Here is an 18991-nt window from a genome sequence, read left to right as displayed (position 1 = left end):
CGGCCGCGTTCGAGATCGTCGACACGCTCGGCGACGCGCCCGACATCCACTGCATCCCGGTGGGCAACGCCGGCAACATCTCCGCGTACTGGATGCTGTCGGACCGGCCGGCCGAGCAGGAGGTCGTGGCCGGGCTGGAGCGGCTGGGCCGGCAGACGGTGGAGGAGATGCGCGGCCTGGTCGGCATCCTGCGCGAGCGGGTGGACGGCGGGGAGACGGCGCCGGTGCCGTCGCTGGCGCGGGTGGAGGAGCTGGTCGGCGACGTGCGCGCCGCCGGGCTGCCCGTGCGGCTGGACGTCGCGGAGGACCTGCCCCGGCTGCCCCCGGTGCTGGACCTGACCGCGTACCGGGTGCTGCAGGAGGCGCTGACGAACGTGCTGCGGCACGCCGGGGCGGCGCCCACGACGGTCGTGCTGGGCCGCGAGGGTCAGGCGCTGCTGCTGGAGGTGCGCAACGACCCCGCGCCCGGCGGCGGCCCGGCGGCCGGCCGGTCCGCGCGCCGGCCGGCGGACCGGCCCGCGGGCGTGACGGCGGGCGGCGGTCACGGCCTGGTCGGCATGCGCGAGCGGCTGGCGATGGTGCACGGCACCCTGCGGACGGGCCCCGAGCCGGACGGCGGCTTCGCCGTGCGGGCCCGCTTCCCGCTCCCCAGGACGTGGGAGAGGACGACGGCATGACGATCTCGGTGGCGCTGGTCGACGACGAGGCGATGGTCCGCGTTGGGCTGCGCATGGTGCTCAGCGGCGAGCCGGACATCGAGGTCGTCGGCGAGGCGTCCGACGGGCTGGAGGCGCTGGACCTGGTCGCCCGGACCCGTCCCGACGTCGTGCTGATCGACGTGCGGATGCCGCGCATGGACGGGCTGGCCGCGGCGCGCCGGCTGGTGCGCGAACATCCGGACAGCAAGGTGGTGGTGCTGACCACGTTCGACGAGGACGAGCACGTCGCGGCCGCCCTGCGGGCGGGGGTGAGCGGGTTCCTGCTGAAGGTGGCGCCGCCGGAGCACCTCGTCGACGCGGTCAGGACGGTGGCGGCCGGGGGCGGGCTGCTCGACCCGGCGGTCACGCTGCGCGTCATCGCCGCGTTCGCCGGGCAGCCGGACCAGGGGAGCGGGCCGGACCGGGCGGCGGAGCTGGCGTCGCTGACGAGCCGGGAGACCGACGTGCTGCGGCTGCTGGCGCAGGGCCTGACCAACACGCAGATCGCCGCCCGGCTCTACCTGGGGGAGGCGACGGTCAAGACGCACCTGTCGCGGGTGCTGATGAAGCTGGGGCTGACCAGCCGGGTCCAGGCGGTGGTGTTCGCCTACGAGAGCGGGCTGGTGCGCCCCGGCGATACCGCTGGAGGCGGGGACGATTCTGGAGTAAGCAGGACACCGTGAACGAGGACGCCTTCACCGCGGCGATCGAGGACTTCAACCTCAGCCCCGAGCAGCGGCGGGCCATCGCGAGCGTGGCCGAGAAGGCCGAGGGAGAGGAGCGGGGCTGAGCGTGGTGGAGGAGGAGCTGGTCGCCCGCGCGCGGGAGGCGTACGGGTGGGGCGAGGACGTCATGGTGACGGCGGGGCCGCGCGGCGCGCTCGGCCAGATCTGGCGGGTGGAGGCCGGCGCGGCGCGTTACGCGCTGAAGGAGATCTTCGCCGAGCCACCGTCGGCGGCGCTGGTCGAGGCGGAGCTGGACTTCACGAGGCGGGCGGCGGGAGCGGGCGTGCGGATGCCGGCGAGCCTCCCCGACCGCGCCGGACGGCACCTGCTGGCGGTGCCCGGCGGGGGGTGGCTGCGCCTGTACGAATGGGTGGACCTGCGGCCGGTGGATCCGGCGGACCGGGCGACGCCGGACGAGCTGGGGGCGTTACTGGCGCGCCTGCACCGGTGCGCGCCGGCGACGGCCGTCGAGGCGGGCGGCGGCTCGCCCCATCCGTGGTACGACCGGGCGCCGGCGCCCGGGGCATGGGAACGGGCGGCGTCGTCGGACGCGGGATGGGCGGGGCGGCTGGCCGATCGGCTGGCCTGGCTGGCGGAGCTGGCCGCGGTGGTGGCGCCGGCCGATCCGGCCGGGATGATCGTGTGCCATCGCGACCTGCACCCGGAGAACGTGCTGGCCGGCCCCGGGGGCGGGCTGGTGGTCGTGGACTGGGACAACCTGGGGCCGGCCGCGCCGGGGCGGGAACTGGCGGGGGCGTTGTTCGACTGGTTCTGCGACGGCCCGGGCCCGGACCTCGACGCCATGCGCCGGATGTACGAGGTGTACGTGCGCGAGGGCGGGCCCGGGCGGATCACGGGGCCGGCGGACTTCTCGATGCTGGTGGCGTCCCGGCTGAACTTCCTGCTCGAGCAGACCGGTGTCGCGCTCGACCCGGAGGCCGAGCCGCGGCACCGCGCGTGGGCCGAGCGGGAGATCGACGAGTCGCTGCGCATCCTGCCGGACCCACGGTGGCTGGCCGAGGTGCCGGATCTGCTGGGCGGCCGGGGCCGGGGTCAGACGACGGAGCCGTAGAGGGGCTTGCCGGCCCACTCGTAGGTGATGTAGACGACGCCCGCCTCGGTGACGGTCGAGCCGGTGAGCCGGAGCCCGGCCGGGGTGGTGCCCTCGGCGAACAGCCGCTTGCCCTCGCCGAGGACGACGGGGAAGACGAGCAGGCGGTACTCGTCGACGAGCTCGGCCCGCTGGAGGGCGCGGATGAGGTCGCTGCTGCCCTGGACGAGGATCACGCCGTCGGTGTCGCGCTTGAGGTCGGCGACGGTCTGGGCGGCCTCGCCCACGAGGACGTGGGTGTTGTTCCACGTGGCGTCCATGGGCGTCCTCGTGGTGACGTACTTGGGCATGCTGTTGATCTTGGCGCCGCCCTCCTCGTCGGGCACGCCGGGCCAGTACGAGGACAAGATGTCGTAGGACCTGCGTCCGAGCAGCATGCTCGCCGCGCGGTCGAGCTGCTCGCCCATGATGCGGCCGAATCCCTCGTCCACGTGCGGGGGCAGCCAGCCGCCGTGGGGGAAGTCGTTGGAGTCGTCCTCGCCGGGGCCGCCGGGCCCCTGCATGACACCGTCCAGCGACACGAACGTCGAAACCACCAGCTTTCCGGCCATCTGTCACTCCTTCGTCGTGCTGCGTCGTCGTCGTGCCCTCAGCCTGCCGGAACGCGTTTAAGGATTTCTTACGGCATCCCTACCGCCCGGGCGGCGCCGTCCGCGGACCGGTGCCGGCGGACGTCAGCCGCGGGACTGCCAGGTGCACAGGCAGGCCCGGTTGCCCTCGGGGTCGGCGAGCACCCAGAAGCTCGGCGCCTCTGCGTCGCTGACCAGCGTGCCGCCGGCGGCGAGCGCCGCGTCCATGCGTGGCCGGACCTGCTCGGGATCCACCCAGATGTCGAGATGCCAGCGCTGGCGGGGTTCCTCGCCGCCGGACGTCTGCGGATCTGGTGCCACTTCGACACCCACCCGTCAGCGAGCTCCTTCCGAGATGTCGGCGAGAAGCGGGGGCAACGTAGCCACCGTATTGACTTGGCCCGGGCCTGGACCGCCCCGCGCCGTTGGTGCTGCTATCTCTCACCGACATTTGGCCCGCATCAGTCGCTGAGCGCCGCAAGAAGGTGTCCTGCGACAGCGAACCTGGGCTTGTGTCATCGAAGCTCGAGCGCCTGTGGAAGCCGGGCGTTTGACTCCGCCCTACGCCGGGGGTGGCTGCTCACCTCACTGGGATGCCTCACCAGGGAGATCAGGATCGGCCGGACTCCGCGAGCAGATGTACGACACCGGCCGGATTCTTGATCCAGTGGGTTCTGGAATCGAGGTTCTCCAGGGGCTCCACCTCGTCACACGGGTGGATACCGATGCTGGCCAGTTTGCTCGTCGCCGCGTCCAGGTCATCGGTGTGGAGCTGCAGCCACAGGTCGGGCTGGCTGTAGTTGTCGACGCAGTCGAGCCACAGCGTATTGGGACCGAACCGCACCGAATGAGTTCTCGAGACGGTCGGAGCGTAGGAGACGTCGTCCTCCTTGACGTCGAAGCCCAGAGTGTCGCGGTAGAAGGCCACGGTGGCCTCGTACTGCGCCTTGGGGATCTTCATGGCGATGTTCAGGCCGGCCGTGAATTCAGGCTTGCTCATCGTTGCGTGACTCCTTGGTTCGTGTCAGCGGCGTCCAGTGCACGTTCCAGCGCGGCCAGCCGGTCATCCCACCTGTTGGCGAGCCTGGCCAGCCACACCTGGGCCGTGCGAATAGCGGCTGGCTCCAACCGGTAGGGATGGCGGCGGCCGACCGGTTCGCCGGAGCTGATCAGGCCCGCTTCGGCGAGCTGGCCGAGGTGCTTGGCGACCGCCTGGCGGCTGACCGGCAACCGCCGCGCCAGATCAGTGACAGTTGCGGGCCCGGCGCGGGCGAGCTCCTCCAGCAGCGCCCGCCGCGTCGGATCGGTGAGCGCCGCGAACACCGCAACGGCCTGCCCTTCTGCATCAGGCGGCCGCATCGAGGTAGGTCTCCAGGTCGACGAGCTCCGTGTCCCATCCCTGACTGTTGGCCTTGTGGGCGGACCGGGCCACGTCGTCGGCGGCCTGGGCGAACCCGCTCTCCACGAGGCGCAGCCGAGTGCCGTCCGGTACCGGCTCCAGAGTGAAGTCCACAAGCGTCTGGGGTGCGTCATCCTCCGGCAGGCCCTCGATTCCCCACCTGAACGCGAAACGGTGTGGTGGGTCGACCACCGCGATCGTGGCGACGGATGCCTCCCCGAGGTCGTCCCAGCGGAAGAACGCTCGCCCGCCGGGCCGCAGATCTATCTCCGCTACCGAGCCGAACCATCGTGAGAGCCCTTCCGCGGTGGTCAGCGCGGCCCACACCCGCTCGATGGGGTGCCGCAGCACCGCCACACGTTCGATCGCGTCCGAAACCATGCCCCACCCTCCTTTGCAACCTGTAGGTTGCCATTGATCGGCAACCTACAGGTTGCAATCGTTGCCCGCAAGCCCCGACTCGGAGAGCGGCTTACTACGCACCCGCAAAATGCGGTATCCCTCACCAGCCTGGACGGCCACCTGCACGACCGGACCGGAGCCACGATTGGGGCACGCCCTCACCAGGGTCGCCTGCCGGGATCGATGCCGTCCTGACCGACGCCGATGTCTGGCAGAGTGTCAGTGGCCCTCTGCCCTGAGACCGTCAGTGACGCCTGTCACATCACGTCTGGGTTCCCGACCCCGAAGTACGAACTGCGCGCAACGCCTGTGGCGTGACATCAGCTATCCCGACTCCACGCACCTCGGGGCAGGCCGGGGCTCCGCAAATCTCAGTACAGCTCACTCTTGTCGCGGGCATGGACCGGGCGGACGGTGGGGCCATGGATCGTGAACTGACGCCCTATCGGGTCAGAAAACTGACAGAACAGGCGCTGAGGCCGGGCGGCGGGTTCCGTGCCCGCCGGGCCGCCGCGAGGCTGTGCCGGCCGGAAACGGTCTGCCTGTCGCACACCTCCGCCCACGTGGAGCAGCTCGTCCACCTCTTACGGTCCGCGCCCGATCCGGAGATGGCCGACCAGGCCGCCCGGACCCTGGCCGATCCTCGGGTCAGCGGCGACCCGAAGCTTCTTGCCTGGACCGTCACTACCCTCACCAACCGCCCATACTCGTACGGTCGCCTCGACGGCGAGCTGAGCGGCCGCGTTCTGGACTTCCTCCTCGGCCCAGAGGTGGGCCCGAGCCGCTTGGAGACATGCCTGGCAGGTAGCGGCTCTCTTCTGCACCCGCGGCAAAGCGCGGCCTCAGTGGGATTCTGGTTCATCAAGGCGGCCTGCACGGCGGAGGACGACGAGGTGCGGGCCCGCGCCGGGGCGTTCTTGAGCAGGACCGGCCAGCCACACCTGCTGCGAGCGTTGGAGGAGACCGTGCTCGCGGCGGTCGGCGACCGGTTCCGCCTGATGTTCTCGTACGCCGTGGACGCCGTCTGGAAGCAGCGACCCATCCTGTGGGACGACGACGGCGAACCCTCGCCGTTGCTCCGTCTCCACCTCGCCAACCCTCACCTGCCCCTGCGCCCAGGAGAGAAGACCCCACTCCCCGGCCATGTCCAGGCCCACAACGGACCACTGCTGGCCGTCCTCGCCCAGCGCGAGGACCTGATTGCGGACTACCTGGCCGTCCACGGCCCGAAGGTGACGGTGGACTCCCTGTTCGAAGGGGCCGCGCAGCGTGTCAGCCCGGACGGCTTCGCCGCCGCGTGCCGCGGCGCCCTGCGTGCGCTGCCCGTCGGCCCCGCCCGGGAGAGGTTGTGCCAGAAGGCGGCTCGTGACTACCGCGACGTGGGGCGGGCCATAGTGAGGGAGACCGGTTGGGTCTGGGGCGACGACGAGGCCGCGTTCTGCTGGTTCACCGAGCAGTGGGAACGGTACGACGCCCTCGACCCGGACGGTGCACGCCTGCGCGCCTACGGCCGGACTCATCGCGACGATGACGACCTGTTCTACCGTGCCAAGAAGATCGCGAAGAAGACCAGCCGTCCGAACCCGTTTCCCCCGCGCCCCGATCCCGACCGCACACCAACCTCCCCCCGCAATCGCGGCCCCATCGGCGGCTGGGCCACCAGCTACGGGGCGGGCGGCTTCAGCACCCACTGAGTCGGGTCAGGGAACTCGCGTCGGCCTGGTGGAATCGAAGACCGACCCGCGGGGCAAGGTGTGGTCCTACCGGTACACCGCTTCAGGCGATCTGGCCGAGCAGAGTGACCCTGTCGGGCTCGTCACCAAGATTGACTACGTGCCAGTCCGGTTCGCCTTTGCGCCAGATCGCATGCCGGAAGGCCGGCGCGGAGGTCCTGGCGCTGCTGCGTCAGCGCGACACCCCCCGCTTGAGCACCCGAGAGCCCCCGGGCCCCCCTTGATTTTTGCAGGGGCCCGGGGGCTCTCTTCGTGCCGGGTTCCCCTGGAAAGGGGGAGGGTTTCGGGACTTTCCGGGTCCTTCATCGGTCGTTGCGGCAGGTGAGCCGCGCAGGGGCACGCCACGCCCTAATGAGAGAGCTCGACGGCTCGACATCCGATCAGCAGTCCGTGGCCCCAGCCCGCTGCAGGCCCGCCTTCTGTGCAAGGGCTCAATGGCCCGGTTTCCAGAAGCGGTCCGTCCTGCAGCTGGCTCACCCCACGATCTTGGTGAGCCGGTATGCCCGGCGGGTGGCGATCGAGAGAGATCGAGGCGCACGGCCTTAGCAGAGGGCTCAAAGCCCGGTATCGACACAGGCGTTCACTCGATCCCCGTTGATCACCACCCGCCAGGTAGCTCCCCTATCGCGTACGGCCTCTGTGAAGGAATCGGGCTCCCGGTTGAGTACAGACGTCGCTCAGGAGAGCTGCATCCGGGACTTTATGCTCCTTGGAGAGTCATTAGGTATCGTCACCCAATACACGGGCGAACCCCGGCCGGCGCCGGGGTTTTTTCATGCCCGGACCACCCCGCAACACCCGCCGGGCCAGGGCTTCCCGCACCCTCATGAGCTGCGATGCAAGTTGTAGGTTGGGGTTCCCAAACCGGCAGGAGGGCGCGTGAGCGACGCCGAGCAACCACCGAAACCCCGCCGGCGAACCCGTGAACGCGGGCAGGGACAGCGCGGCAAACGCGTCAACCTCCGCCTGTCCGACGCCGAACACGACGTCCTTGAGAAGGCCGCCGCCCTGCACAGGACGACCCTGGCGGGCTACGCGAGTACGGCCGCGCTGTCGGCCGCCCGCGACGAACTGCCGCCCGTTGCACGCGAGGCGATGATCCGGCTGCTCGCCATGCAGCGCCGAGTGGTCGCTCTTCGCACCGCGCACGAGGAGGCCGGCGGGACCGACTCCGGCGAGCTGGCCGACTCCATCAACGCCATGCGCCAGGCCCTGGAGGAGACCATCGAGGAGTTCATCAACATCTCCCGCAAGGCACGCGGCCAGCGCGCACGCTGGACTCCGACCCGTTTCCACCGCACGCCGGCGCCACCGCAACCGGCCCCCAGTGCTGCCCCGCGACTGCCGTCGACGGCACGCGAGTGGATCGAGCAACTCGCCGAGCTCACCCGCCAACTGGAGGACAGCGGCACCACCCTCGCATCCCCGCACTGGAACCACCGCCGCCTGTACGACGCGCTCGTCTACGCCGTCGTCGCCCTCGGACACGCACACCCCGGAGGCCTCGACCGGCTCCAGCCACGCCGCTGAATGTCCTGTACACGCGGACCTTGCGACGCCCTATCGCTGTGACCTGCGGCTCCCAAAGTACGTCCGGACGGCCGTAGGCAACGGCGTCCGGACTTACCCTGCATTTTCGGTGACCAGCGGCGTGCACACGAAGGCCGCGGACGGTTGACCATGTGACGGTTCGTCCCTTGATGTCCCTCTTCATCCCTCGTGATGCAGGGTTACTCGGCACGTCGCGCGGCTGGCGGCAAGGCGAGTGCGGACGATGCAAGGTTCACCCCCGGACAGGACAGCTGTCCGCTCCGGCCGAACCTGGCAGGTCCTGGCATATTGACCTGCGGATGGAAAGGTAGGTCCGAACAGTGACCGTCGATCTTGTTCGAGCCTACTTTGCATGTTCGATGAGGACACCCCGCTGACGCGGATCCAAGAACACCGGGGGCTGGCGGCGGTGGCCTCGGCGTCGGGTATACGCGGCCTGAGATACTGATCCGCATGTCGGAGGATCTGCTCTTGGGCGATGTCACGTTCTCCAACGCCGAAGTGGTGTTGGCCGGTTCACTGGCAGTTCCGGATCGCCCCGTGGCATCTCCGGGCGTGGTCATGATCGGCGGGTCCGGGCCATCGGATCGGAACAACGACACGTACTTCCCACCGATTCGCCGGCACCTCGTGAACGCCGGGATCGCCGTGTTGTCCTACGACAAACGCGGCGTCGGCGCATCATCTGGCGAGTGGCGTGACGTGACCATGGACGACCTGGCCGCCGACGCGCTCGCAGCGCTGAACTTCCTGCGTGCGCAACCAAGGGTGCGTGCCGATGCGGTGGGCCTATTCGGGCACAGCGAGGGGGGCTGGGTCGTCCTGCGCGCCGCTGCCTACCAGGACAACGTGCCCTGGGTGGTCACCAACAGCTGCCCAGGGGTGACCCCGGCGAACCAGGATCGATACGCGCTGGCCAACGCCCTGCGACAGACCGCCACCACGCAACAGGACATCGATAGCACGTTGGCCTTGTATGACCGCCTCATCGAGGCAGGCCGAAGCGATGACGACTTCGCCGAGGCGACACGACTCGTGGACTCCGCCGGGAGGCCCTCCGGATTCGCCGACTACTGGGCCAACATGGACGAGCGCTCTTGGGAATTCCTCAAACGTAAGCAGGACCACGATCCCATCCCGGATGCGCTGCGCCTGCGCTGCCCGCACCTGGCAATCTTTGGCGGCGCAGATGAGCTGGTACCTGTCGCTGACAGCATCCACCTGTTCAGCGCCACAGCATGTAACCCTGCTCGCCACCGTCGGGCGACGCTGGCCGTAGAGGTGTTTCCCAGCGCCGACCATCGGATCCAGACAGATGGCGGCACTCGTTTGGCGCCCGGCTACCTCAACACCCTGGACCAGTGGATCAAGGCCCGAACCGGCCTCAACCTGGACACCTGAACACCCTCATCCGCAGTTGCATGCGCTCACCGCGACACGCTGGGAGAGACCCACTGGCGCCGAATCCTCCAGCGGTAGCGGCCAGACTGGCGTGATCATCATCCTCCCCTGTCAGATCCCTCCCGACGCAGGGTTAGTTCGAACCTTTCGTGAGCGGTGGCAAGGTAGGTCCGAACGTGGCAAGGTTCGCGCGGACCAGACATGAACGGCGTGTCGTACGAACCTCGAAAGTGGCCCGATCCTGCCGCAGCTGTCCCTTCCAGGTGAAGTTGGCGGAAGGGACACATGCTGACCTGTGGCACGACATCTTGGCCTGGACGGTTTCGAGTGACGTTGTTCAGGTCTTTTTGCCAATGATGGGCTCGAACGCCCGGATTAGTTGGATCCGCCTACCGGGGCCGAGAGGCTCTGCGCGCTCGTCGCGGAACGCCTCATCACGTACAGGTAGGAGACCATGGCGCCGCCGGCGAGCGCGGTGAGCAAGGGGACGTGCCAGAAGGGCCGGATCTCGGCCGCCACCCCCGGGTACGGCCCGATTGGCCCCAGGGGGCCCGCAGTTGCGAGAACCGTCAGCCCCAGCATGTGGAACGGGGTCACCATAGCCGTAAGCACCCGCAATCGCGCGCTGCCGCGGCGCGCCGCCACGCCCATGGCAACAATCGCGGCGCTCATGACCGCCATGGTGATCGCGACAGCGGGAAGCATGCTCCACGCGTCACGTACCAGGCCCTCCGGCATGCCGCCCCAGGCCACTTCGCCGGAGTCGCGGGACGTGCCGTGACCGAGGTGAACCAGATATCGAACGAGCACACCGCGAGGTAGGCGGCATACCAGACCGGCTGCAGGAACAGCAGGCGGGCCACGTGCGGCGAAGGAGTGACCCCCAGACCGCGGGCCAGCCGCAGCACGCCCCAGATCTGTGCGATCGCCGCCGCTGCCAGGACCGCGGTGAGTGTGGGAGGGCTCCAGCCGAGGTCGAACTCCTCGGGGCCGACCTCACGACCTGTGTAGGCATCGGGTTCGAGCCACATCAGGCGGTGCGCCGGATTGGCGTCGCCCACGAGATACAGGCCGAGCAGGTAGGGCGGCGTCAGCAGGCCCGCCACGAGCAGCACGCGGGCGGTGGGCCGAGCCGCGGCCAGGCGCCAGAAGGCGAGCGCCGATAGCGTGAAGAACACGCAGGCGAACGCGACAGGTCCCGCCACGACCTCCGTGACGATGTTCAGGAACTCGGTGTCGTCCTCGCCCGGGAGGAACACGGTCGGAACAGTGACGAACCGCATCTGCCCGTAGCCGATTAGGTAGATGCCGACGACAGCGGCTCCGAAGACTGGCGTGAGCCTGAGCAACCTATTTCCCGCCATCGCCTTTCCCGCCATCGCCCCATGATCGACCACCCCTCGTGAAGCCGCCATAAGGGCGGAGGGAACCGGCAGCCGAAGGCGGAATCCGACAACTCAAGCTGAACACCGACACGAGCACCGACAACAACACGCGGACATCGACAGCTGTTGAACGACAGAGAATGACAGCGCTCGACGGCACCTGTTGTCAATAACGCGGCGTAGCCCGCCGGGGTGCTCAGGTGCTACGCCGTAGCGTGGCCCAGGTCCCCCAGCCCGCGCGGCTTTCGAGCGCGGTCCAGTTGCCGGGCAGCGCGGTGAGGATCTGCTCGGTGGGGACGTACAGCAAGCCGTCGGCGCCGAGCAGGTTGATCCAGACGATCATTCCGCCAGGCGCCAGGACCCGGTCGAGTTCGTGGGCGAAGCAGAACGCATCGATGAGAACTGCAGTGGTCCCGGCCTGGTCACGGATCGGCAGGCGGGAGGCGTCGGCGCAGATTCGGCGGCCCCGCCGGCCTGACCAGGTACTTCCGCTCGCTGAAGGACCCGGTCTCGCGCATCGACCGCTGGCACCCCGCGCTCAACGACTGGACCCCCAAGGACCGGCGCGACACCACCACCCCCGCGGCCATCGCCGCCGACCTGCGGCTGCTCGCGCTCGGCGACGCCCTGCACCCCGATGAACGCAAGCAGTTCGTCGCCTGGCTGCTGGCCAACAAGACCGGCGCCAACCGCATCGGGGCCGGCCTGCCCAAGACGTGGGCGATCGGCGACCACACCGGCACCAACTCCCGACGGATTCGGCGGTGGCAACGCCATCGCCGTCATGGCCTAGGACTCCCGAAGCTACGACGAGCCGCAAAGTAGTGCTGTAGCCGCAGGTCAGCGGGGTCAAGACTGCTGATCGCGGGTTGCGGTCTGGTCGTGTTCGCGGAGCATCCGCAGGATGGTGACGGCTGAGGGGGTTCTGCCCCTTCTTCTTGCCTTTGGTGCCGGGGTTCCGCAGTTGGTGTAGCCGGATAGTCCATGAATTCGCAGGTTGACGTGCGGGAACGCGCTGTCGGCTGGCATGACGGCGTGTATCTATGTCCGGGGGTTCGGCCCGGTCAGCGGCCTGGCGGGGTGAGCTGGTAGATCCTGGGCGGAGGGTCGATCTTCAGGGCATGGAGCAGGTCGTGTCGGTTGTGCAGCGACTGATGCATCGAAGCTGAGGCTTCGCTGGTGAGCGGGCTTGAGCTCGTGCTAAATCATTGGACGCGTCGGGTGTGACCGTGTTTGATCGCGGGATGACTATCTTGTTGAGCACGCCGGGTGCCGGTGACCTGGACGAAGTGGTGCGCGCGCTGGCGGAGTGGCGGCGCGAAGGGGCCTCGATGCAGCTGCATCCGGGGGACGTAGGGTTCTACTGGCAGTTCGGCCCGGAGAGGACCGCCGCGGCGTTGCGAATGTGGAGTCGTGAGGGCAGGATCCTCGGGGTCGGCCTGCTCGACGGGGCCGAACTGGTGCGGCTGGCGGTCGACCCGGAAGCGCGAATGGATGAAGACCTCGCGCGGCAGATGGTCGATGACGTGTCACGACGCGAACGCGGCGTCCTGGCGGCGGGCAAGGCCCATGTCGAAGCGCTCTGGGACGGCCGATTCCGGGAGTTGTTGCAGGAGAGCGGCTGGGAACTTGATGAGCCGTGGATCCCGATGGTGCGTGACCTGAGCGAATCCGTGGAGGACTGCGGCCTGCGAGTCGAGGTGGTCGGCCCCGAACAGGTCGACGACCGAGTCGCGGTTCACCGCGCGGCATTCCAGGGGTCGAAGTTCAGCGCGGAACGATGGCATGCCATGGCGGCCGGGACGCCGTACGCCGATGCTCGATGCCTTGTGGGGTACAACGACCAGGGCGACGCGGTCGCGGCCGCGACCGTCTGGTCTGCGGGTCCGGGGAAGCCCGGCCTGCTTGAACCCCTTGGAGTGCACGGCGATCATCAGGGACACGGTTACGGCAAGGCGATGGCGGTCGGTGCCGCGGCGGCTCTGCGGGACATGGGGGCGTCCAGCGCGACCGTGTGCGCCGAAGCCTCCAACATCGGGGCCGTCGCTACCTATCGCTCCGCCGGGTACCAGCCGCAAGCCGAGGTGCGGGACCTGAGCCGGGTCGAGTAAGGCGTGCTTGTGGGGGCGACGTGGTGCGGTTCCAGTCCGACTCCGAAGGGGGCAGCGAGAGCCTCTGGATGAGGAGTACACCAGAACCGAGAGGTCGGCGTTCTACTCTTCGAGTGCGCCGGGATGACGACTGAGCAATGATCGATATCTTGATCAGATAATTCGGGAAGGTACACCCTTCCCGCCAGATCCACAGATTTCGATCATTGCTCGATGCCGACAAGTTTCTCTCTGGCCGAGATCGGAGCCATCGGCGCCCACGAGGTGTCCATGTGTGGCGCCATGCAGGACAACCCCGGTCTTCGCCGCGAAACCCGGACCACCATCACGGCTCGCGGTGAGTGAGCATCCGCCCGCGAGGATCTGATCATCGGCGTCATGTGAGGCTCCCGCCTCGAACTCGCGACCCACCACATCGACAACCCCGGCCCCGCCACGGCGGGGCCGTACTCGTACCGCCACGAGATCACGTCCGGCCAATAAGCACGGAGATCCCGGCCATTTACCGCCGGAACTTACACATCAGGCGCGCGCCCAGGGCGCGGATCCGCTCATTGTCGCTCTTGTGTCGTTCGTAGGTGTACTCGCCGTCGACCGACGCCTCCTGGGCACGGCGCAGCATGGCGTCCACGGCGGGTTGGGGCAATGGGCAGATTCCGGCGTGGTTGAGGTACGCCCACGAGCGCGTGGTGGGGAAGTGCTGACGAGCAAGAGGGGGCATGGCGACCTCCATAGCTGGACAACCTGTCCGGTTGGCCGTCCGGCCATGAGCCGGACAGGCTGTCCAACGGGCCGCGTCCCGGCTCGAGCTGACCCTCGAGGCCGCCGACGCGCTGGAGTGCGAGACCCTCTTCGAGGTGCGCCCGGACCTGCCACCTGAGCCGATCGGTCGGCTGCGCGCCACGCTGCCCGGCATGCTGCGCCACGCCGCGCAGCCCCCGGAGCTGATCGGCTTCTGACGCGCCCGGCACCGCCGGAAGGGCCGGCCCCCGGCACGTGTTTCGCGGCCCTTCCGGAAGGGCCGGCCCCGGTCACGCCTTCGCCGGCTCCGCCGCGGTGCCGCGCGTTCTGCCTAGCCACGCCACGACGGCCGGCACGGCCACCGCGACCGCAGCGAGCGTGGCGAGCGCCGCGTCGTCCGACGGGCTCCCGCCCCACCAGGGCCACGCCATGGCGACGCCCATGAACGGCAGCAGTATGACCGTCGCCCGGCGCCCCACGGCCGAGCGCGCCGCCACCACCACCGCGGCCAAGGGCACGAGGAGGGACACGGCGCTCGCCCACGGGGAGAAGATCCAGGTGCTCGCCACCTCGGCGGCCAGAGCCGCGGCCGACCAGCCGGCCAGGCGTCCCACGATCCGGCCGTACGGGCGGGACGACGGCGCGAGGGTCAGCGTCACGGCGAGCAGAGCGGCCGGCAGTGCCAGCCGCACGGCCGCGCCCCCGCCTCCCGTCACGAGGAGGACGCCTCCCCGGATCACGTAGACGGTGGCCAGGCCGGAGCCGGAGGAGCCGGCGACGAGCCAGACGTACAGCGCCGTCCAGCCCCACGCCACGGCGGCCGCCGCCTTGCGCCGGCCCAGCCGGGCCAGCACCGCGACCACCCCGTACGGCACCGCCACGGCGAGTGTCTGCAGCATCGGTTCGGACACCGGTCGCGGGATGGGCGGGAACCCCACCGCGTAGGCGAGGACGGGGCCGGCCTTGAGGACCAGCAGCGCGATCGGGGCGACCAGCGCCGCGACCGCCAGCGCCTCATGCCAGTGCCGGCGCGACTCGGCTCCCCCGGCGTGGCGCAGCCAGACGGCGAGACCTCCGCGCAGCAGGTCGAACGTGTCGCGGGCGCCGGGCCAGCGCCGGCCGGGGTCCGAGCCCGCGAGGAGGACCGCGACCATCTCCTCCTCGTACGTCGCGCGGTGCCGCTTCGGGTACCACGCCAGCAGCCGCCGGTAGCGCTTCTCCAGGCTCACGCGGGCCTCCCGGCGGACAGCGGCCGGGACGCTCCGGGGAGGAGGAGCGCCGCGGCTCCCAGCGCCGCCGCGAGCGCCGGCCGTGGCCGGGCGCGCAGTCGCGAGGTGGCGGTGTCCGCGTTGCCGCGCATGCGCTCCGCCTCCACGGCCAGCCGGGCCTCGCCGTCGGAGGTGAGACGGTAGTAACGCCGTGCCCGCCCGTCGACGACCTCCTCCCGGTCGGCCTCGATCAGGCCCTCCCCTTGCAGGCGGTCGAGGGCGGCGTACAGCGTGCCGGCGCGCAGCCGCACCCGTTCGCCGGACATGCGCAAAACGTCGGCCATGATGCCGTAGCCGTGCTGGGGTTCGGCCGCCAGCGCCGTGAGAATCAGGAACGTGGGCTCCTGCATCGACTTCATAGTCATGTGATCTTTATATACCGATGAATTGGCTATAGCAACGCGGCGCACGCGCTCGCACTGGAACCGTCTGGACACGGTACGCGACAGGGACAGATACTCAACGTGTCAGCCTCTTGCCCTCTGCGACCAAGCCACTACCTCGTTCTCCATCTGCTGTACGTCGACCTCCAGCACCGAGGGGCCGGCGTCGCCCGCGCTCTGGTGGGCCACCTCGCGTGGGAGCCGTACAAGATCGTGCTCGGCGCGTGGGATCGCGACTTCTACGACATGTGGCTGAAGCTCGGCTTCGTCTATGAGCCCCACGAGCATGACCGGCCCGGCGACCTGTCAGGCACCATGGCCCGACCCGCCTCGGGCTGAGCTCAGGCTGACCTCGAATGAGGGGCATGTACGTGATAACAGCCTATTATCACGTACATAAGGGCTGAGCGATCGCGGCCGAACTGGAGATCCATCCCCGTGGCCGATGCGCGAATCCGGCACGTTATCCGGTACATCATCTGGGACGCGGCGCCCGCGCTGGACGGCCGCCGGTGAGCGCGGCCAGCGGGAAGGTCGCTGCGCTGCGCGGCGCCGCGATCACGCTCGCCGACGCCGCGGACGAATTTCTCGGCACCCACCGCCTGGCCAACCCCACCACCCACCGCGCCGAGCCGCCCTGGTGGCGCAACCGACGCCTCGGCGATGAGGACTATTTCCAGGAGTGCTGCACGGCAACGCCGCCCCGCTCGCCGAGGGCTCACCGCAGACCACCCCAGACCACGACGGTGACGCACCGGGTCACTGACATCTTCGCTGCGATCAACAGACAGTGACGAGGCTCACTGACACCTCATGTCGCCGCCATTGTCATCCGCTGTCGTCTCCCACTGACATCTCGTGACGCTCAACAGTGGTCTTGATCATGAGCTGTCGAAAGCCCGTGGGTTCCATCGTGAAGACCTTCATTCACGCTGAACCCGCGGGGAACACAGCAGCAAGATAGTGCTTTGGGTTCCCCAAACATCGTGATCGCGGGAATGGACCAAGGTTCTACGATTCCGTCAGTAACGTCCGGGATGAGAAGAGCGGCGAAGCTCGGCGGTGGCTGAGGCCTACGATCGCCCCACTTCGGAGCCCGGCCGTACGGGGCTGGGGGCGCTCGCCGCCATGGGACCTCCTTCGTCGGCCCCACGCCACCGAGCGCGAAAGCCAGGTCTGCGAACATAAGACGTGATCGGGCGGGTCAGGGGCGACGAATCCCACGATGGCCCAGGCCAGGCTCTGCTGCCCTGGACCGGTGCCGCGGGAGCCGCCCACGTCCCACGGCACCGGCTGCAGCGCTAGACCGTCACTTTGGTCCCTCGGCCGTGGTAGCCGCCTGCTCAATGTCGTCCAGCAGCGCACGTAGCTCGGCCACGACGGCGCGAGCCTGCTCAGGATGCGTGCGCGCGTAGGTCAGGAAGGCCGGGCGTTCGACTGTTCTGGTGAGCACGGCGCGCAAGCGTTCCGTTTCGGCGGTGAATGCCTCACCTGGATCTCCAGGCTTGGCCTCACCGGCGAGATAGGCACGTATCTGCGCAGCTGCTTGGACGGGGTCAAACTGCTCACTGTCTGCGATGACACCAGCAGCACCCTTTAGCAGGGCCGCCGTCACCTTCACGCCGTCTGCCTCGAGGACGGTCCGGTAGACCGTGACGGCCGCATCCTGGCCGTGACGCTCGGCTACCGGGAGGAGCTCTCGGACGTCCCTGATGGTCTGCAGGGCTTCACCGGCCGCCCACCAGGCCAGGCGTAGGCCATCCAAAGCGGCCTCGCATGTGGCTAGGTCCGCCCGTTCTTGCTCGCTCAGCTCGCCGGCGACCTCGTTCGAGTACGGAGCCGGAACTGTGTCGGGGTTGGGCAGAGACGTTGCGGTGGCAGCCGTTGACGCTGTCTGGACGACCAGCTCCTGGGGATCGGCGCGCTCGGCGATAGCCCGTCGTTGAAGTGGCTACGTGCGGCCGGCCAGGCGATGTCGCCCCGCATCGACCTGCCCCGAACTGCTGTTGGAGGTGCACTCCTGGACCGGGTTCCTGGACGCCTACGTGAACCTGGCCGACATCTCCACCCGCATGCACGACCTGCCCCGTTCCCTGGTGGCGCTGCTGATCAGCGAGGCCTGCAACGTCGGCCTCACCCTGGTGATCAAGGACGGGGACGAGGCGCTGACCCGCGGGCGGCTCTCGCACGTCGACCAGAACTACGTGCGCGCCGAGACCCAGGCCGCCGCCAACGCGATCCTCATCCAGGCTCAGCGCACCGTGCCGATCGTGGCGCTGTGGGGTGGCGGGTTGCTGGCCTCGGTCGACGGGCTGCGGTTCGTCGTCCCGGTCCAGACGATCAACGCCGCCCCGTCGCCGAAGTACTTCGGTTACAAGCGCGGCCTGACGCTTTTGAACGCAGTTAATGATCAGGTGATGGGGATCGGGCAGATGGTCGTGCCCGGCACGCCGCGCGACTCGCTGTACATCCTCGACACTGTGATCAACATCGATGCCGGGTCCGCAGCCCGAGGCGTCACGACCGATCAGGCGTCCGATTCGGACACGGTGTTCGGGATCTCCTCCATGCTCGGCTACCGGTTCGCGCCCCGCTTCGCCGACCTGGGCGACCAAAGGTTCTGGCGCTCGGAGGTGCCTGACAGCAACACCACGAGCGACTACGGGCCGTTGGAGACGATCGCCCGCGACAAGATCAACCGGCAGAAGATCCACACCCAGTGGTCGGACATGACCCGGGTCGCCGGGTCGCTGGTGACCAACCAGGTCCGCGCCTACGATTTGCTGCGCATGTTCGCCCGTAACGGGCGGCCCACCCCGCTGGGGCAGGCGTTCGCCGAGTACGGGCGGATCGACAAGACCCTCCACCTGCTGTCCATCTGGATCCGATCGACGACACCTACCGCCGCAAGCTGAACAAGCAGCTCACCGTCCAGGAGTCCCGGCACCGGCTCGCTCGTAAGATCTGCCACGGCGCGGGCGGCCAGATCCGCAAGGCGTACCGCGAAGGGCAAGAAGATCAACTAGCGGCTCTGGGTCTCGTCGTCAACGCCGTCACGCTGTGGAACTCCAAGTACGTGTCGGCCGCGGTCGACCGGCTGCGCATCCAAGGCGTCCCGGTCAAGGACGAGGACACCGCCCGGCTGTCCCCGCTCGGCCGCGCCCACCTCAACGTCCTGGGTCGCTACTCCATCTCCTCCGCCCCGGCCGAAGGCCTGCGGCAGCTCGGCGAGATCCCCGACCTGCCGGACGCCTTGACGGGTTCATCGGCCGCGATCAACTACCGGGCCGACGTTCAGGGACGGGCCACTAGTTCTGCGTAACCGCGCACCCTGGGCGAGTTGCAGCACCGCATCCAGCAAGGTCACCCGACACCACAACCTCACTTTCGCGCCCGTGGGCACTTGAAGATCAAGCTAGCTCGATCGCATCCAGATCCAGCCGGTGCTGTCCTCCTCCTGAGCGGGTTCCCCGCCCACCGCGATCATCCGATCGTCTCCAGGCAGGCGGGCGAA

At 69.0% G+C, this 18991-nt stretch carries 23 protein-coding genes and 1 pseudogene; 12 read left to right on the top strand and 12 right to left on the bottom strand.

Annotated elements, in window-relative coordinates:
* The 3 genes from AB0H81_RS35175 to AB0H81_RS35165 form a co-directional block, all read left to right on the top strand.
* On the top strand, positions 1-677 hold a 677-nt coding region (locus AB0H81_RS35175), incomplete at its 5' end, for an ATP-binding protein (protein WP_358383599.1).
* Positions 674-1381: a response regulator transcription factor gene (locus AB0H81_RS35170; protein WP_358383596.1), complete on the top strand. Its 708-nt coding sequence runs from the start codon at positions 674-676 to the stop codon at positions 1379-1381. The genes AB0H81_RS35175 and AB0H81_RS35170, both read left to right, overlap by 4 nt.
* Before the next feature lie 109 nt (positions 1382-1490).
* A complete protein-coding gene (locus AB0H81_RS35165) occupies positions 1491-2495 on the top strand; it encodes an aminoglycoside phosphotransferase family protein (protein WP_358383593.1) in 1005 nt (334 codons plus the stop codon).
* Here AB0H81_RS35165 and AB0H81_RS35160 read toward each other — a convergent pair.
* The 5 genes from AB0H81_RS35160 to AB0H81_RS35140 all read right to left on the bottom strand — a co-directional run bounded on the left by AB0H81_RS35160 (position 2477) and on the right by AB0H81_RS35140 (position 4883).
* Entirely contained in the window at positions 2477-3085 is a 609-nt protein-coding gene (locus AB0H81_RS35160) for a dihydrofolate reductase family protein (RefSeq protein ID WP_358383590.1), read from the bottom strand. The genes AB0H81_RS35165 and AB0H81_RS35160 overlap by 19 nt on opposite strands.
* Before the next feature lie 123 nt (positions 3086-3208).
* On the bottom strand, positions 3209-3436 hold the full coding sequence (locus AB0H81_RS35155) for a VOC family protein (RefSeq protein WP_358383588.1): 228 nt from the start codon (positions 3434-3436) through the stop codon (positions 3209-3211).
* A gap of 277 nt (positions 3437-3713) precedes the next feature.
* Positions 3714-4103, bottom strand: coding sequence for a VOC family protein (locus AB0H81_RS35150; protein ID WP_358383585.1), 390 nt, complete (start codon positions 4101-4103; stop codon positions 3714-3716).
* On the bottom strand, positions 4100-4462 hold the full coding sequence (locus AB0H81_RS35145) for a metalloregulator ArsR/SmtB family transcription factor (protein WP_358383582.1): 363 nt from the start codon (positions 4460-4462) through the stop codon (positions 4100-4102). The genes AB0H81_RS35150 and AB0H81_RS35145 overlap by 4 nt, the downstream gene beginning before the upstream one ends.
* Positions 4449-4883, bottom strand: coding sequence for an SRPBCC domain-containing protein (locus AB0H81_RS35140; RefSeq protein ID WP_358383579.1), 435 nt, complete (start codon positions 4881-4883; stop codon positions 4449-4451). The genes AB0H81_RS35145 and AB0H81_RS35140 overlap by 14 nt, the downstream gene beginning before the upstream one ends.
* A gap of 443 nt (positions 4884-5326) precedes the next feature.
* Between AB0H81_RS35140 and AB0H81_RS35135 the strand changes: the two genes are divergently transcribed.
* From AB0H81_RS35135 to AB0H81_RS35120, 4 genes are all read left to right on the top strand, one after another.
* Complete coding sequence (locus AB0H81_RS35135; RefSeq protein WP_358383576.1) at positions 5327-6598, top strand: hypothetical protein; 1272 nt, start codon at positions 5327-5329, stop codon at positions 6596-6598.
* Positions 6599-6626: 28 nt separating this feature from the next.
* Entirely contained in the window at positions 6627-6962 is a 336-nt protein-coding gene (locus AB0H81_RS35130) for an RHS repeat domain-containing protein (RefSeq protein ID WP_358383574.1), read from the top strand.
* A gap of 554 nt (positions 6963-7516) precedes the next feature.
* Positions 7517-8167, top strand: a complete 651-nt coding sequence (locus AB0H81_RS35125; RefSeq protein WP_358383571.1) for a DUF1778 domain-containing protein — start codon at positions 7517-7519, stop codon at positions 8165-8167.
* A 474-nt stretch (positions 8168-8641) separates the two neighbouring features.
* Positions 8642-9589, top strand: a complete 948-nt coding sequence (locus tag AB0H81_RS35120) for an alpha/beta hydrolase (protein WP_358383569.1) — start codon at positions 8642-8644, stop codon at positions 9587-9589.
* Positions 9590-9964: 375 nt separating this feature from the next.
* Here AB0H81_RS35120 and AB0H81_RS35115 read toward each other — a convergent pair whose 3' ends face one another.
* The 3 genes from AB0H81_RS35115 to AB0H81_RS35105 form a co-directional block, all read right to left on the bottom strand.
* The gene (locus AB0H81_RS35115) at positions 9965-10261 is read right to left on the bottom strand and encodes a hypothetical protein (RefSeq protein WP_358383567.1); all 297 of its coding nucleotides are present in this window, start codon (positions 10259-10261) and stop codon (positions 9965-9967) included.
* Positions 10258-10968, bottom strand: coding sequence for a hypothetical protein (locus tag AB0H81_RS35110; protein WP_358383564.1), 711 nt, complete (start codon positions 10966-10968; stop codon positions 10258-10260). Before AB0H81_RS35110 ends, AB0H81_RS35115 begins: the two co-directional genes overlap by 4 nt.
* Before the next feature lie 202 nt (positions 10969-11170).
* Positions 11171-11317, bottom strand: coding sequence for a hypothetical protein (locus tag AB0H81_RS35105; RefSeq protein WP_358383561.1), 147 nt, complete (start codon positions 11315-11317; stop codon positions 11171-11173).
* A gap of 59 nt (positions 11318-11376) precedes the next feature.
* Here AB0H81_RS35105 and AB0H81_RS35100 point away from each other — a divergent pair, with 59 nt between their 5' ends.
* Positions 11377-11799, top strand: a complete 423-nt coding sequence (locus AB0H81_RS35100; protein WP_358383602.1) for a serine hydrolase — start codon at positions 11377-11379, stop codon at positions 11797-11799.
* A 419-nt stretch (positions 11800-12218) separates the two neighbouring features.
* Entirely contained in the window at positions 12219-13085 is an 867-nt protein-coding gene (locus AB0H81_RS35095; RefSeq protein WP_358383558.1) for a GNAT family N-acetyltransferase, read from the top strand.
* A 502-nt stretch (positions 13086-13587) separates the two neighbouring features.
* Here the strand turns inward: AB0H81_RS35095 and AB0H81_RS35090 are convergent.
* The 3 genes from AB0H81_RS35090 to AB0H81_RS35080 form a co-directional block, all read right to left on the bottom strand.
* Positions 13588-13806 (bottom strand): hypothetical protein, encoded by a 219-nt coding sequence (locus tag AB0H81_RS35090; protein ID WP_358383555.1) that lies wholly within the window; start codon positions 13804-13806, stop codon positions 13588-13590.
* A 310-nt stretch (positions 13807-14116) separates the two neighbouring features.
* Positions 14117-15055 carry a hypothetical protein gene (locus AB0H81_RS35085; RefSeq protein ID WP_358383552.1) on the bottom strand — a complete coding sequence of 313 codons (939 nt, stop codon included), beginning with the start codon at positions 15053-15055 and terminating at the stop codon, positions 14117-14119.
* Positions 15052-15459, bottom strand: coding sequence for a helix-turn-helix transcriptional regulator (locus AB0H81_RS35080; RefSeq protein ID WP_358383549.1), 408 nt, complete (start codon positions 15457-15459; stop codon positions 15052-15054). Before AB0H81_RS35080 ends, AB0H81_RS35085 begins: the two co-directional genes overlap by 4 nt.
* A gap of 99 nt (positions 15460-15558) precedes the next feature.
* On the opposite strand from AB0H81_RS35080, the gene AB0H81_RS35075 reads away from it, so the two are divergent.
* On the top strand, positions 15559-15816 hold the full coding sequence (locus AB0H81_RS35075; protein WP_358383546.1) for a hypothetical protein: 258 nt from the start codon (positions 15559-15561) through the stop codon (positions 15814-15816).
* A 173-nt stretch (positions 15817-15989) separates the two neighbouring features.
* Positions 15990-16271 carry a hypothetical protein gene (locus tag AB0H81_RS35070; RefSeq protein ID WP_358383543.1) on the top strand — a complete coding sequence of 94 codons (282 nt, stop codon included), beginning with the start codon at positions 15990-15992 and terminating at the stop codon, positions 16269-16271.
* Between the two features lie 515 nt (positions 16272-16786).
* Here the strand turns inward: AB0H81_RS35070 and AB0H81_RS35065 are convergent.
* Positions 16787-17242 (bottom strand): hypothetical protein, encoded by a 456-nt coding sequence (locus AB0H81_RS35065; RefSeq protein ID WP_358383541.1) that lies wholly within the window; start codon positions 17240-17242, stop codon positions 16787-16789.
* Positions 17243-17446: 204 nt separating this feature from the next.
* Between AB0H81_RS35065 and AB0H81_RS35060 the strand changes: the two are divergent.
* Positions 17447-18799: pseudogene (locus AB0H81_RS35060) on the top strand (transposase); the annotation flags it as partial.
* Positions 18800-18991 lie beyond the last annotated feature (192 nt).

The organism is Nonomuraea sp. NPDC050691, from assembly GCF_040654455.1.
Lineage (GTDB): Bacteria > Actinomycetota > Actinomycetes > Streptosporangiales > Streptosporangiaceae > Nonomuraea.
The sequence above is the reverse complement of the archived record's forward strand: the minus strand, read 5'-3'. Positions and strand labels throughout refer to the sequence as shown.

Excerpts from the sequence above, each read along its gene's own strand:
- AB0H81_RS35170 (WP_358383596.1), top strand. The coding sequence starts at position 674 with ATGACGATCTCGGTGGCGCTGGTCGACGACGAGGCGATGGTCCGCGTT.
- AB0H81_RS35160 (WP_358383590.1), bottom strand. The coding sequence starts at position 3,085 with ATGGCCGGAAAGCTGGTGGTTTCGACGTTCGTGTCGCTGGACGGTGTC.
- AB0H81_RS35150 (WP_358383585.1), bottom strand. The coding sequence starts at position 4,103 with ATGAGCAAGCCTGAATTCACGGCCGGCCTGAACATCGCCATGAAGATC.
- AB0H81_RS35145 (WP_358383582.1), bottom strand. The coding sequence starts at position 4,462 with ATGCGGCCGCCTGATGCAGAAGGGCAGGCCGTTGCGGTGTTCGCGGCG.
- AB0H81_RS35140 (WP_358383579.1), bottom strand. The coding sequence starts at position 4,883 with ATGGTTTCGGACGCGATCGAACGTGTGGCGGTGCTGCGGCACCCCATC.
- AB0H81_RS35135 (WP_358383576.1), top strand. The coding sequence starts at position 5,327 with ATGGATCGTGAACTGACGCCCTATCGGGTCAGAAAACTGACAGAACAG.
- AB0H81_RS35120 (WP_358383569.1), top strand. The coding sequence starts at position 8,642 with ATGTCGGAGGATCTGCTCTTGGGCGATGTCACGTTCTCCAACGCCGAA.
- AB0H81_RS35115 (WP_358383567.1), bottom strand. The coding sequence starts at position 10,261 with ATGAGCGCCGCGATTGTTGCCATGGGCGTGGCGGCGCGCCGCGGCAGC.
- AB0H81_RS35110 (WP_358383564.1), bottom strand. The coding sequence starts at position 10,968 with ATGGCGGGAAAGGCGATGGCGGGAAATAGGTTGCTCAGGCTCACGCCA.
- AB0H81_RS35105 (WP_358383561.1), bottom strand. The coding sequence starts at position 11,317 with ATGATCGTCTGGATCAACCTGCTCGGCGCCGACGGCTTGCTGTACGTC.
- AB0H81_RS35095 (WP_358383558.1), top strand. The coding sequence starts at position 12,219 with ATGACTATCTTGTTGAGCACGCCGGGTGCCGGTGACCTGGACGAAGTG.
- AB0H81_RS35090 (WP_358383555.1), bottom strand. The coding sequence starts at position 13,806 with ATGCCCCCTCTTGCTCGTCAGCACTTCCCCACCACGCGCTCGTGGGCG.
- AB0H81_RS35080 (WP_358383549.1), bottom strand. The coding sequence starts at position 15,459 with ATGACTATGAAGTCGATGCAGGAGCCCACGTTCCTGATTCTCACGGCG.